The 11,586-nt window shown below is 50.6% G+C and carries 11 protein-coding genes and 11 tRNA genes; 16 read left to right on the top strand and 6 right to left on the bottom strand.

All coding sequences use genetic code 11. The features are described 5' to 3' along the window. Positions 1-212 precede the first annotated feature (212 nt). Genes kdsA through hemA form a run of 6 tightly spaced genes read right to left on the bottom strand, consistent with a single transcriptional unit; the run spans position 213 to position 5,567 of the window. Positions 213-1,064 carry a 3-deoxy-8-phosphooctulonate synthase gene (gene kdsA / locus LGV68_RS00110; RefSeq protein ID WP_020430645.1) on the bottom strand — a complete coding sequence of 284 codons (852 nt, stop codon included), beginning with the start codon at positions 1,062-1,064 and terminating at the stop codon, positions 213-215. Positions 1,065-1,085: 21 nt separating this feature from the next. Continuing rightward, positions 1,086-1,895, bottom strand: a complete 810-nt coding sequence (locus LGV68_RS00105; protein WP_020331748.1) for a SirB1 family protein — start codon at positions 1,893-1,895, stop codon at positions 1,086-1,088. 43 nt (positions 1,896-1,938) lie between these two features. Next, a complete protein-coding gene (locus LGV68_RS00100) occupies positions 1,939-2,322 on the bottom strand; it encodes a SirB2 family protein (protein ID WP_252536019.1) in 384 nt (127 codons plus the stop codon). Positions 2,323-2,333: 11 nt separating this feature from the next. Then, a complete protein-coding gene (gene prmC, locus LGV68_RS00095) occupies positions 2,334-3,182 on the bottom strand; it encodes a peptide chain release factor N(5)-glutamine methyltransferase (protein ID WP_038129519.1) in 849 nt (282 codons plus the stop codon). Between the two features lie 3 nt (positions 3,183-3,185). Continuing rightward, the gene (gene prfA, locus LGV68_RS00090) at positions 3,186-4,274 is read right to left on the bottom strand and encodes a peptide chain release factor 1 (protein ID WP_252536018.1); all 1,089 of its coding nucleotides are present in this window, start codon (positions 4,272-4,274) and stop codon (positions 3,186-3,188) included. Between the two features lie 33 nt (positions 4,275-4,307). Continuing rightward, positions 4,308-5,567, bottom strand: a complete 1,260-nt coding sequence (hemA, locus tag LGV68_RS00085) for a glutamyl-tRNA reductase (protein WP_020331744.1) — start codon at positions 5,565-5,567, stop codon at positions 4,308-4,310. Positions 5,568-5,728: 161 nt separating this feature from the next. Here hemA and lolB point away from each other — a divergent pair, with 161 nt between their 5' ends. The 16 genes from lolB to LGV68_RS00005 all read left to right on the top strand — a co-directional run bounded on the left by lolB (position 5,729) and on the right by LGV68_RS00005 (position 11,585). After that, the gene (gene lolB / locus LGV68_RS00080; RefSeq protein ID WP_020331743.1) at positions 5,729-6,343 is read left to right on the top strand and encodes a lipoprotein insertase outer membrane protein LolB; all 615 of its coding nucleotides are present in this window, start codon (positions 5,729-5,731) and stop codon (positions 6,341-6,343) included. Between the two features lie 11 nt (positions 6,344-6,354). After that, complete coding sequence (gene ispE, locus LGV68_RS00075; RefSeq protein WP_222803078.1) at positions 6,355-7,227, top strand: 4-(cytidine 5'-diphospho)-2-C-methyl-D-erythritol kinase; 873 nt, start codon at positions 6,355-6,357, stop codon at positions 7,225-7,227. 29 nt (positions 7,228-7,256) lie between these two features. Next, complete coding sequence (locus tag LGV68_RS00070) at positions 7,257-8,201, top strand: ribose-phosphate pyrophosphokinase (protein WP_020331741.1); 945 nt, start codon at positions 7,257-7,259, stop codon at positions 8,199-8,201. A 156-nt stretch (positions 8,202-8,357) separates the two neighbouring features. Continuing rightward, the gene (gene pth / locus LGV68_RS00065; protein WP_020331740.1) at positions 8,358-8,948 is read left to right on the top strand and encodes an aminoacyl-tRNA hydrolase; all 591 of its coding nucleotides are present in this window, start codon (positions 8,358-8,360) and stop codon (positions 8,946-8,948) included. 10 nt (positions 8,949-8,958) lie between these two features. Next, complete coding sequence (gene ychF / locus LGV68_RS00060) at positions 8,959-10,050, top strand: redox-regulated ATPase YchF (protein WP_020331739.1); 1,092 nt, start codon at positions 8,959-8,961, stop codon at positions 10,048-10,050. A gap of 277 nt (positions 10,051-10,327) precedes the next feature. Beyond that, positions 10,328-10,404, top strand: a tRNA-Met gene (locus LGV68_RS00055). Positions 10,405-10,455: 51 nt separating this feature from the next. Continuing rightward, a tRNA-Leu gene (locus LGV68_RS00050) sits at positions 10,456-10,540 on the top strand. A gap of 27 nt (positions 10,541-10,567) precedes the next feature. Continuing rightward, positions 10,568-10,642: transfer RNA gene (locus LGV68_RS00045), tRNA-Gln, on the top strand. A 41-nt stretch (positions 10,643-10,683) separates the two neighbouring features. Next, positions 10,684-10,770, top strand: a tRNA-Leu gene (locus tag LGV68_RS00040). A gap of 16 nt (positions 10,771-10,786) precedes the next feature. After that, a tRNA-Gln gene (locus LGV68_RS00035) sits at positions 10,787-10,861 on the top strand. Positions 10,862-10,943: 82 nt separating this feature from the next. Beyond that, a tRNA-Met gene (locus tag LGV68_RS00030) sits at positions 10,944-11,020 on the top strand. A gap of 46 nt (positions 11,021-11,066) precedes the next feature. Beyond that, positions 11,067-11,151 (top strand) — tRNA-Leu (locus LGV68_RS00025). Positions 11,152-11,179: 28 nt separating this feature from the next. Next, positions 11,180-11,264, top strand: a tRNA-Leu gene (locus LGV68_RS00020). 27 nt (positions 11,265-11,291) lie between these two features. Beyond that, positions 11,292-11,366: transfer RNA gene (locus LGV68_RS00015), tRNA-Gln, on the top strand. 41 nt (positions 11,367-11,407) lie between these two features. After that, positions 11,408-11,494 (top strand) — tRNA-Leu (locus LGV68_RS00010). A 16-nt stretch (positions 11,495-11,510) separates the two neighbouring features. Then, positions 11,511-11,585: transfer RNA gene (locus LGV68_RS00005), tRNA-Gln, on the top strand. Position 11,586 lies beyond the last annotated feature (1 nt).

The raw sequence follows: 11,586 nt of genomic DNA, 5'->3' as shown, positions 1-11,586 counted from the left end.
AGCTTGGTTTCATAACTATGTGAAACTCATCACTATAAACAGCCACACTTAATGCGTTAGATTATCGACAAAAAGTGGCTGGCAATGTGAAGATGAAGGAATTTTCGCCAATTGTCTGCGCACAAGCGGCAAAAACGAGCACGCAAGCGTTTACTCAACAAGCCGAATAACAGGCACAAAAAAACCGCCCGAAGGCGGTTTTTTTCATTCCGTTAGCGAATGTCGATTGGCGCGAAGCTTTTCACCAGATCGTCCAGCGCTTTCATCTGTGCCAGGAATGGCTCCAGTTTATCGAGTGGCAGCGCTGACGGACCGTCACATTTCGCCTGATCCGGATTTGGATGCGCTTCAATAAACAGACCCGCAATACCCGTTGCCAGGCCCGCTTTCGCCAGTTCAACAGTTTGCTCACGGCGACCGCCTGAAGCTGCGCCCGATGGGTCACGCATTTGCAGTGAGTGCGTCACGTCAAAAATAATTGGGCTGCCGTTGGACGCTTTTTTCATCACGCCAAAACCCAGCATATCGACAACCAGGTTGTCATAGCCGTGGCAAGAACCGCGTTCACACAGAATCACTTTCTCGTTGCCACACTCTGCGAATTTTTCCACGATGTTGCCAACCTGACCCGGGCTCATAAACTGAGGTTTCTTCACGTTGATCACCGCGCCGGTTTTCGCCATTGCTTCCACCAGATCCGTTTGACGCGCCAGAAAAGCTGGCAGCTGAATCACGTCCACCACGTCCGCAACCGGTTGGGCCTGTGCTTCGGTGTGTACGTCAGTGATGATTTTTACGCCGAAGGTATCTTTCAGTTCCTGAAAGATTTTCATGCCTTCTTCCAGACCTGGACCACGGTAAGAGTGCACCGAACTGCGGTTCGCTTTATCAAACGAAGCTTTGAATACATAAGGAATGCCCAATTTGTCCGTCACCTGAACGTAGTGCTCACAAATACGCATCGCCATATCGCGGGATTCCAGCACGTTCATGCCTGCAAACAGGGTAAACGGCTTGTCGTTGGCTACCGGAATATCACCGACGTGAACAATTTTCTGTTCCATTCTCTTTTCTCTTCGTTGTGATTAATGCAAGGTCACATGATTGTGACTGAGTGCATTGAGTTGAGTTTTCAATAATTTTGCTGCCGGATCGTCCGGGCACTGATCAATAAAATACTGATAATCCGTCAGCGCGATCTGGTGGCACTCCAGTTGCTGGTAGATAAAGCCACGGTCGCGAATTTCGTACGGGTCATCCGGAACAAACGTCAGTGCCAGATCGGTACATCTCAGTGCCAGAGTATAGCGCTCTTCGCGCAGCAGGGCACTTTTCACCAGCGCAAGCCAACGACCAATAATGGTCGGGTGATCGGCGGGCTTCAAATGCTCCGCTTTGAGTTTGGTCAGCGGCCCTTTGTGGCCAATCAACCACGCCTGCAAAGTATGGCGGGAAACGTACTCCCCGGAAAACGGGTTAATGTAAAGCGGCGTTTCGCCCGGCCAGCTTAGCTCCAGCAGGAACTGAGTCGGAAAGGTAATACCTTGCAGCGGAAAGCCCAGTTGGCGACCGAAATAGAGCAGCAGCGCGCCCAGGCTGACCGGAATGCCTTTTCGACGCTCCAGTACTTTATCAATAAACGCATTGTGGGATTCGTAGTACGCTTCGCGGTCACCACTAAACCCCCACTCAAAATAGAACAGGCGCAGAAACGATTCAAAACGCTGCTTCTCGTCACGTTCGTTAACCAGAGTCAGCTCCGCGTCATCCAGTAATCGTTTCAGCTCGATGCGTGCCCAGTCGACCCGGGTATCAGGATTGATGGCCTTATTCAGCGCAAGAGCACCATCCACCAGCTCCATCGCATCAAAATCTTCATCAAACAAATCCAGCATCACACAACTCTATCTGTGAATTTCATTAAAACAGGCTATCCGCTTAGCCAAAGAACATCGGTACTTTCGTTACGGCAATCTTGCCGGCAATCGCCAGCCAGCCCAGCGCACCAAAGAAGGCAAACGTGCGCAGCAGTTTGTTGCGACCCAGTTTCAGCGCAAAGAAGCCCAGTGCGATGTAAGCCAGTACGCTGGTCAGTTTGTCCGTCATCCATGGCGCAGCAGCGGTAAACGGCACAAAACCCGTCACAAAGATCAGGCCGATACCGGATAGCAGCAGGAAGGTGTCCACAATATGAGGAAACACTTTCAGGAATTTATGTTGGCGTAATTCTGAGTCCATCATCATCAGAACGTAACGTACCGACAGCAGCAGAGCGCTCAGGCCGATCGTCAGCAAATGAAAATTTTTTAATCCTTCGTACATTGTCTTCCTCGTTAGTAGTTATATTGGCCCAGCGTAACGCGATCGTTACCGGCATAATCCTGCTCGGTGACCACCTGCTGATAGCCCAGTGCCTGCATGATGGTTCTCACGCTGGCACCTTGATCGTAGCCATGCTCAAACGCCAGCCAGCCGCCGTTTTGTAAGTAATCTCGGCCAGCGTCGCTGATGTGTTTGATGTCGGCTAAACCGTTGTCAGCCGCAACCAGCGCAGTTTTCGGCTCAAAGCGAACATCGCCCTGCACCAGATGCGGATCGTTTTCTTCGATATAAGGCGGGTTGGAGACTATCAAAGCAAACTTTGTACCGCGTGATAAGGGTTCAAACCAACTGCCCTGCAAAAACGTGACGTTGGTTATGTGCAAACGGTTAGCATTGTCAGTAGCCAGTTGCTGCGCTTCATCACGCAGGTCGATGCCCACCACGCGGCGGTGAGGCAACTCTGACGCCAGCGCCAACGCAATCGCGCCCGTGCCAGTGCCTAAATCGAGAATATCGCCTTCAAGTGTCTGCGCTTTTTCCAGCGCCACTTCCACCAAACGTTCAGTGTCAGGACGAGGGATCAGGGTAGACGGCGACACTTTCAGCGGCAGCGACCAGAATTCACGCTCACCGATAATGTAGGCAACCGGCTCACCGGTGATCCGGCGCTGCAGCAAAGCATCAAACATCGCCTGAATTGGCGCGTCGAGTACTTTGTCTGGCCAGGTGAGCAAATAGGAGCGGGGTTTATCCAGTGCGTGGCAAAGCAGCACCGCGGCATCCAATGACGGCGAGTCGCTGCCGCTTTGCGTCAATTGCAAAGTCGCCGCCTTAAGGGCGGCTTCTATGGTCAAAGACATCGATCAGTTTTGCTCAGCCAGAGCGGCCAACAGGTCAGCCTGGTGCTCTTGAATGACAGGATCCACCAACGATTGCAGATCGCCTTCCATCACTTCGCTCAAACGGTAAACCGTCAGGTTGATGCGGTGATCAGACACGCGGCCTTGCGGGTAGTTGTAAGTACGAATGCGGTCACTGCGATCGCCCGAACCCAACAGGTTACGACGAGTATCAGAAATTTCCGCTGCACGCTTCACCTCTTCCGCCTGAGCAATACGCGCTGCCAGTACCGACATCGCCTTGGCTTTGTTTTTGTGCTGTGAACGTTCGTCCTGACACTCAACGACAATACCAGTTGGTAAGTGGGTAATACGAATCGCAGAATCGGTAGTGTTAACGTGCTGACCACCCGCACCTGAAGAGCGGAATGTGTCAATTTTCAGGTCCGCTGTACGGATTTCCGGAATTTCGGCTTCTGGCACTTCTGCCATCACTGCAACAGTACACGCTGAAGTGTGTACGCGGCCTTGAGATTCCGTCGCAGGAACACGTTGCACACGGTGACCACCGGATTCAAATTTCAAAATACCGTACGCGCCATCGCCGTTCACTTTTGCGATCATCTCTTTATAGCCGCCGTGTTCCGCTTCGTTCGACGACATCACTTCGATGCGCCAACCGCGTTTTTCTGCAAAACGGCTGTACATACGGAACAGGTCACCAGCGAAGATGCCCGCTTCATCGCCGCCCGCACCAGCGCGGATTTCGAGGAAACAGTTGCGGTCATCGTTCGGATCTTTGGGCAGCAGCAGAATTTGCAGCTCATCGCTCAAGCGCTCAATCGCGGCTTTAGCCAGTTTGATTTCTTCTTGCGCCATTTCGCGCATTTCTGCGTCGTCTTCTTTGGCCATCTCTTCAGCTGCAATCAGATCTTCCTGCGCTTGCTGGTAAGCCTGAAAACAGTGAGTGATCTCCTCAAGCTGTGAGTACTCTTTTGACAGAGCACGGAACTTGTCCTGATCACCGATAACCGCTGGATCGCCCAGCAGATGTTGAACCTCTTCATAACGCTCAACCAGGGATTCAAGCTTTACTAAAATCGACGCTTTCATAGTTTCTTCTTTAAACGAATAAGGAGTAGATGTTTATTGTGGGTCATCAAGACCCAGACTTTGTCTGATAATGGCCAGTTTAGCTGGCTCGCCCTGCTCCGCGGCGGTTTGCAGCGCGCGCGTCGGGGTGTGGATCAGTTTGTTGGTCAGTTTGTTGCTCAGTTCAATCAGCAGCTTTTCCGCATCGCCGCCTGCCGCTAACGCTTGTAAGCTCTTACTCAGCAAATCTTCACGGATTTCATTGGCCGCTTTACGGTAGTCACGAATACTGTCGACCGCTTGCAGCGAACGCATCCAGGTCATGAATGCCGCGCTCTCTTCGCTGACAATCGCTTCGGCCTGAATTGCTTCGACCTTACGCTGCTCAATATTACTATCGACGATAGACTGCAAATCATCCACCGAATAGAGATAAGCATCGTTCAAATCACCGACCTGGGATTCGATATCACGCGGTACGGCAATATCGACCAGCAACATAGGCTGGTAACGACGCGCTTTAAGGGCGGTTTCCACCATACCTTTGCCGATGATCGGCAGCGGACTGGCGGTTGAACTGATCACAATATCGGCGTATGCCAGATAGTCGGGAATTTCGTTGAGGGCAATCACTTCCGCATCAAACTGCTGCGCGAGATTCATGGCCCGCTCACGAGTGCGGTTAGCCACGATCATGCGTTTGCAGTTGTGCCCTGCCAGATGTTTGGCCACCAATTCGATGGTTTCTCCGGCACCAACCAGCATGACAGTGGCATCGGAAAGTGATTCGAAAATGTGTTTTGCCAGTGTGCAGGCGGCATAGGCCACCGACACTGCGCTGCCACCAATCTCCGTTTCAGTACGGACACGTTTGGCAACAGAAAACGCTTTTTGGAATAACTTTTCCATTGAGGAGTCAACGGCACGGCTTTCCCGCGAGTCAGCATACGCCTGTTTGACCTGGCCCAGAATCTGCGGTTCGCCCAGCACCAGAGAATCCAGGCCGCACGACACACGCATCAGGTGGCGAATGGCCGCCTGCTCTTCATGTACATAAAGGCTGGGTTTAAGATCTTCGGCACTGACCTGATGAAACTGAGACAACCATTCGATCACTTTGTTCTTGCACGAAGATTTCACATCACAGTAGATCTCGGTCCGGTTACACGTCGACAGGATCACGCTCCCGTTGACGAATGAACTGTCAGACAGCTGCCCCAGAGCTTCAGACAACTTGTCTGGGCCAAAAGCAACTTTTTCTCGCAATTCAACCGAAGCCGTATTGTGATTGATTCCAATAGCAAGCAAGGACATCTATCGAGGGTTCTCTGGTAAGAAATGGACTAGGCGCAGAATTTTACTTGATGACCCTGTTTATTGAAAGGGTCAACGGGATTTGTTTTCCCGAGTTCGTGATATCAATGATATAGTGAAGACCGTTTCACCGTTTTGACTGGATAAATAACGAGCATTTTATGACGCTTAAGCCACGTATTTACCTGATCGTTGCGCTGCTGATGACCCTATTTGGCTGTAGCAGCGTGCCGGAACCCATCGCCGATGTGAAGTGGCAATCCCACCAGGCGCGCCTGACCAGCATTGCGCAGTTTAAATTGGTCGGCAAACTCGGTTATATCTCCCCGGAGCAGCGCCAGTCCCTCAATTTCCAGTGGCAAAAATCAGCCGAAAACAGCCAGCTGCGCCTGACCAATTTCCTTGGCCAGACAGTACTCAATCTGACCATTTCACCGCAGGGCGCGCGAGTGGAAACCTATGATGAGCAAGTATTCACCGCTCCAAGCGCTCAGCTTCTGGTACGCCAGCTGACCGGGCTTGATATTCCGGTTGATCTGCTGCAGGACTGGATCCTCGGTCTGCCGTCTCAGGCTGACAACTACGCCTTGAATGCCAACAATACGCTGGCAACGTTAGATAAACACGCTGGCAGCTACAGTTGGCATGTTGATTACGCCCGCTATCGTGAATACCCGTGGCAGCAATCTAACCTGCCATTGCCGGACAAGCTCAAACTGACTCAAAACCAGACTTCAATTAACCTCGTGATCTCAAAATGGACACTGACGCCATGATTTCAGGCCCGATACTTAATACGCCGACCAGCTGGCCTTCGCCAGCCAAGCTCAATCTTTTCCTCTACATCACTGGCCGCCGCACCGATGGTTACCACGAGCTGCAAACCCTGTTTCAGTTTCTCAATCATGGCGATACGCTGACGATCACGGCCAACACCAGTGGTGAAATCGAACTGACACCGGAACTGCCGGGCGTAAAAACCGAGGAGAATTTAATCTGGAAAGCCGCCACCGCGCTGCAACGCGCCAGCCGTTGTTCTTTCGGTGCAAAGATTGAACTCAATAAAGTGCTGCCGATGGGCGGGGGTATTGGCGGCGGTTCATCCAATGCTGCCACGGTGCTGGTTGCGCTCAACTTCTTGTGGCAAACCCACCTGAGTGATGATGAACTGGCACAAATCGGTCTCGCGCTTGGCGCAGACGTTCCCGTGTTTGTGCGTGGTTTTGCCGCGTTTGCTCAAGGCGTCGGTGAACAACTCTCTCCTGTTGAAGTGCAGGAGAAATGGTACTTAGTCGTGCGTCCGGACGTTTCGATCGCGACCAAAGATATCTTCACCCATCCACAACTGACAAGAAACACAGTGAAGCGAGATCTGGCAACGCTTCTTGACACTTGTTACGAAAACGATTGCGAAAAAATTGTCCGAATGCTTTACCCAGAGGTTGATAAGCAACTTTCATGGCTGCTACAATACGCGCCGTCAAGATTGACCGGGACGGGATCTTGCGTTTTTGCTGAATTTTTGAGCAAGAAAGAAGCGGAAGCTGTCCTTGCCGAACTCCCTGACAACGTCTCTGCGTTTATTGCCCTTGGGCGCAATGTTTCACCGCTGAAAGAGACGCTGGCTGATTACCAATCGGCCCACACCCAATCTATTTAAAAACTGGACGCAACCCTGAGGTTTCCACCGTGCCTGATATGAAGCTATTTGCTGGTAACGCCACACCCGAACTAGCCCAACGTATTGCTGAACGTCTCTACATTTCTCTTGGTGATGCGACTGTTTCCCGTTTCTCTGACGGCGAAGTCGCAGTACAAATCAATGAAAATGTTCGTGGTAGCGATGTATTCATTATTCAATCAACTTGTGCACCAACCAACGACAACCTGATGGAGTTGGTGGTAATGATTGATGCAATGCGCCGTGCTTCAGCAGGCCGTATTACTGCTGTAATCCCTTACTTTGGTTATGCTCGTCAAGATCGCCGTGTGCGTTCAGCCCGTGTGCCAATTACTGCAAAAGTTGTTGCAGATTTCCTTTCTAACGTCGGCGTTGACCGCGTTCTCACTATCGACCTGCACGCAGAGCAAATCCAAGGCTTCTTCGACGTACCAGTAGATAACATTTTCGGTACTCCAGTTCTGCTGGAAGACATGAAAGCACGCAGCCTGGAAGATCCAGTGGTGGTTTCTCCGGATCTGGGTGGTGTTGTTCGTGCACGTGCAACGGCAAAAGCGCTGGGTGACATCGACATCGCTATCGTCGACAAACGTCGTCCACGTGCTAACGTGTCTGAAGTGATGAACCTGATCGGTGATGTTGAAGGTCGCGACTGTGTGATCGTTGACGACATGATCGACACTGGTGGTACGCTGTGTAAAGCGGCTGAAGCACTGAAAGAGCGTGGAGCAAAACGTGTCTTTGCTTACGCAACTCACGCGGTATTCTCAGGCAACGCTGCGAAAAACATCAAAAACTCTGTGCTTGACCAAGTGATCGTGACTGACTCTATCACTCTGTCAAAAGAGATGGCAGCAACAGGCAAAGTAACTCAACTGACTCTGTCTACCATGCTGGCTGAAGCGATTCGTCGTATCAGCAACGAAGAATCTATCTCAGCGATGTTTAACTAATAAGCTTCGCTCAGATTTCCTCTTCTGAATTGGGCGCTTCATCTTCGGATGAGGCGCTTTTTATTTCTCAGCGCATGAGAAAAAGCAGAGTATCGCCCCGCGCGTCTTTTCTGTGCTATCATACCGCGCTTTTTCGTTTCCGAAGGGATCCTAGCCTTGAGTCAACCAATTAAATTACTTGTCGGTCTGGCCAATCCGGGGCCGGAATACGCCAATACACGACACAATGCCGGCGCATGGGTCGTGGAAGAACTGGCTCGCATTCACAACGTGGTGCTGAAAAATGAGCCGAAGTTCTTTGGTTTAACCGGTCGTATTATGGTCAACGGCGAAGATCTGCGTTTGCTGATCCCCACTACGTTTATGAATTTATCCGGTAAAGCCATTGCCGCCCTGGCAAAGTTTTATCAGATCAACCCCGAAGAGATTATGGTCGCTCATGATGAGCTGGATCTGCCTCCGGGCGTTGCTAAGTTTAAAAAAGGTGGCGGCCATGGTGGTCACAATGGGTTGAAAGACACCATTAGCAAACTGGGCAACAACAAAGAATTTTACCGTCTGCGGATTGGCATTGGCCATCCGGGACACAAAGATAAAGTAGCAGGCTATGTGTTAGGCAAAGCTCCCGCCAAAGAGCAGGAGTGTCTGGATGCCGTGGTGGATGAATCCGTTCGCTGCCTCGACATTTTAATTAAAGATGGCCTCACCAAAGCGCAAAACCGCTTACACACGTTCAAAGCTGAATAAGGTTACAGTCATGGGTTTTAAATGTGGCATCGTTGGTCTTCCAAACGTTGGTAAATCAACACTTTTTAATGCACTCACTAAAGCAGGTATCGAAGCGGCAAACTTCCCGTTTTGTACTATCGAACCAAACACTGGTGTGGTACCAGTACCGGATCTGCGTCTGGATGCGCTGGCAAAAATCGTAAATCCTGAACGTGTTCTGCCAACCACCATGGAATTCGTAGACATCGCAGGCCTGGTAGCCGGCGCGTCAAAAGGTGAAGGCTTGGGTAACAAATTCCTGGCAAACATTCGCGAAACTGACGCGATTGGTCACGTTGTACGCTGTTTTGAAAACGAAAACATCGTGCACGTAGCAGGTAAAGTATCTCCTATCGAAGACATCGAAGTGATCAACCTGGAACTGGCAATGGCTGACCTTGACAGCTGTGAACGCGCCATTCAGCGTCAAGCCAAGCGTGCAAAAGGTGGCGACAAAGACGCGAAATTCGAACTGACCGTGCTAGAAAAACTGCTGCCAGTTCTGACTGAAGGTGGTTCTGCACGTACCGTTGCGCTGTCTAAAGAAGAGCTGGCAGCCGTTGGTTACTTGAACTTCCTGACCCTGAAGCCAACGATGTACATTGCAAACGTGGCAGAAGATGGTTTTGAAGACAACCCATATCTGGATGCGGTGCGTGAGTTCGCAGCCCAAGAGAACAATGTGGTTGTTCCAGTATGTGCGGCGATTGAATCTGAGCTGTCTGAACTTGAAGAGGACGAGCGCGATGAGTTCCTGGCTGATCTGGGTATCGAAGAACCAGGCCTGAACCGCGTGATCCGCTCAGGTTACGATTTGCTTAACCTGCAAACTTACTTCACCGCGGGTGTAAAAGAAGTGCGCGCTTGGACCATTCCTATCGGCGCCACCGCTCCTCAGTCTGCAGGTAAGATCCACACAGACTTCGAACGCGGCTTTATCCGTGCCGAAGTGATCGGCTATGACGATTACATTCAGTTCAACGGTGAAAGTGGCGCGAAAGAAGCCGGTAAATGGCGTCTTGAAGGTAAAGATTACATCGTAAAAGATGGCGACGTAATCCACTTCCGTTTCAACGTATAAGCGCCCGAAAATACGATTGCTCAAAAGCCAACCAAAGGGTTGGCTTTTGTTGTTTCTGGCGCGAAGAAATCTGAAAAATCAGGCACAGATAAAGGTAATGAATCTGTTGTTTTGGTAGCAGTTTTTGATCACAAACACGCCTCTTTGTTTAAAAAAAACCCGAACAGTCAGTTTCAGGGAATTTATTCAAAAAAACTATTGACGCTCCTGAACCATATCCGCATAATGCGCTCCGTTCTCAGCGATAAGGCAACTTAAAGCCAAGGACAAATTTGTTGGCTACGTAGCTCAGCTGGTTAGAGCACATCACTCATAATGATGGGGTCACAGGTTCGAATCCCGTCGTAGCCACCATTTCCTAAGTACTTTTCGCATGGCAACATGACAAAGTCTTTAGGAAATAATGCGGAAGTGGCGAAATTGGTAGACGCACCAGATTTAGGTTCTGGCGCCGCAAGGTGTGAGAGTTCAAGTCTCTCCTTCCGCACCATATTAAGATAACGAAAGTTATCGCTGTAGGTCTATCGCCAAGCGGTAAGGCAGCGGCTTTTGATGCCGCCATTCCCTGGTTCGAATCCAGGTAGACCTGCCATATTACACCTTGTCTGAGGTTATCAGACACATACTGAATTTGCGGTGGTGGCGGAATTGGTAGACGCGCTAGCTTCAGGTGCTAGTGTCCGTTAGGACGTGAGGGTTCAAGTCCCTCCCTCCGCACCAAATTCAGTATATTTGTAGGTCTATCGCCAAGCGGTAAGGCAGCGGCTTTTGATGCCGCCATTCCCTGGTTCGAATCCAGGTAGACCTGCCATAATTCTTTAAGTTTCAATACGATGTAAAAACTATTGGAACTACAGACGAGATTGTATTATAGTTTCTCGCTCTGAAAAGATGGCTACGTAGCTCAGCTGGTTAGAGCACATCACTCATAATGATGGGGTCACAGGTTCGAATCCCGTCGTAGCCACCATTTATTTCGAGTTAACAACTTAAGTTGCGACTCTGAATGCCGGGACGCGGAAGTGGCGAAATTGGTAGACGCACCAGATTTAGGTTCTGGCGCCGTAAGGTGTGAGAGTTCAAGTCTCTCCTTCCGCACCATCATCCCGATATTCTAAAAACTGTTTCTGCGGAAGTGGCGAAATTGGTAGACGCACCAGATTTAGGTTCTGGCGCCGCAAGGTGTAAGAGTTCAAGTCTCTTCTTCCGCACCATATTCAGATAACGAAAGTTATCGCTGTAGGTCTATCGCCAAGCGGTAAGGCAGCGGCTTTTGATGCCGCCATTCCCTGGTTCGAATCCAGGTAGACCTGCCATATTACACCTTGTCTGAGGTTATCAGACACATACTGAATTTGCGGTGGTGGCGGAATTGGTAGACGCGCTAGCTTCAGGTGCTAGTGTCCGTTAGGACGTGAGGGTTCAAGTCCCTCCCTCCGCACCAAATTCAGTATATTTGTAGGTCTATCGCCAAGCGGTAAGGCAGCGGCTTTTGATGCCGCCATTCCCTGGTTCGAATCCAGGTAGACCTGCCAT

It is taken from the genome of Vibrio sp. LQ2, from assembly GCF_023920125.1.
Taxonomy (GTDB): Bacteria; Pseudomonadota; Gammaproteobacteria; order Enterobacterales; family Vibrionaceae; genus Vibrio; species Vibrio fluvialis.
The sequence above is the reverse complement of the archived record's forward strand: the minus strand, read 5'-3'. Positions and strand labels throughout refer to the sequence as shown.

What these genes read in the sequence shown, in the direction of transcription:
- kdsA (WP_020430645.1), bottom strand. Translation starts at nt 1,064, where the DNA reads ATGGAACAGAAAATTGTTCACGTCGGTGATATTCCGGTAGCCAACGAC.
- LGV68_RS00105 (WP_020331748.1), bottom strand. Translation starts at nt 1,895, where the DNA reads ATGCTGGATTTGTTTGATGAAGATTTTGATGCGATGGAGCTGGTGGAT.
- LGV68_RS00100 (WP_252536019.1), bottom strand. Translation starts at nt 2,322, where the DNA reads ATGTACGAAGGATTAAAAAATTTTCATTTGCTGACGATCGGCCTGAGC.
- prmC (WP_038129519.1), bottom strand. Translation starts at nt 3,182, where the DNA reads ATGTCTTTGACCATAGAAGCCGCCCTTAAGGCGGCGACTTTGCAATTG.
- prfA (WP_252536018.1), bottom strand. Translation starts at nt 4,274, where the DNA reads ATGAAAGCGTCGATTTTAGTAAAGCTTGAATCCCTGGTTGAGCGTTAT.
- hemA (WP_020331744.1), bottom strand. Translation starts at nt 5,567, where the DNA reads ATGTCCTTGCTTGCTATTGGAATCAATCACAATACGGCTTCGGTTGAA.
- lolB (WP_020331743.1), top strand. Translation starts at nt 5,729, where the DNA reads ATGACGCTTAAGCCACGTATTTACCTGATCGTTGCGCTGCTGATGACC.
- ychF (WP_020331739.1), top strand. Translation starts at nt 8,959, where the DNA reads ATGGGTTTTAAATGTGGCATCGTTGGTCTTCCAAACGTTGGTAAATCA.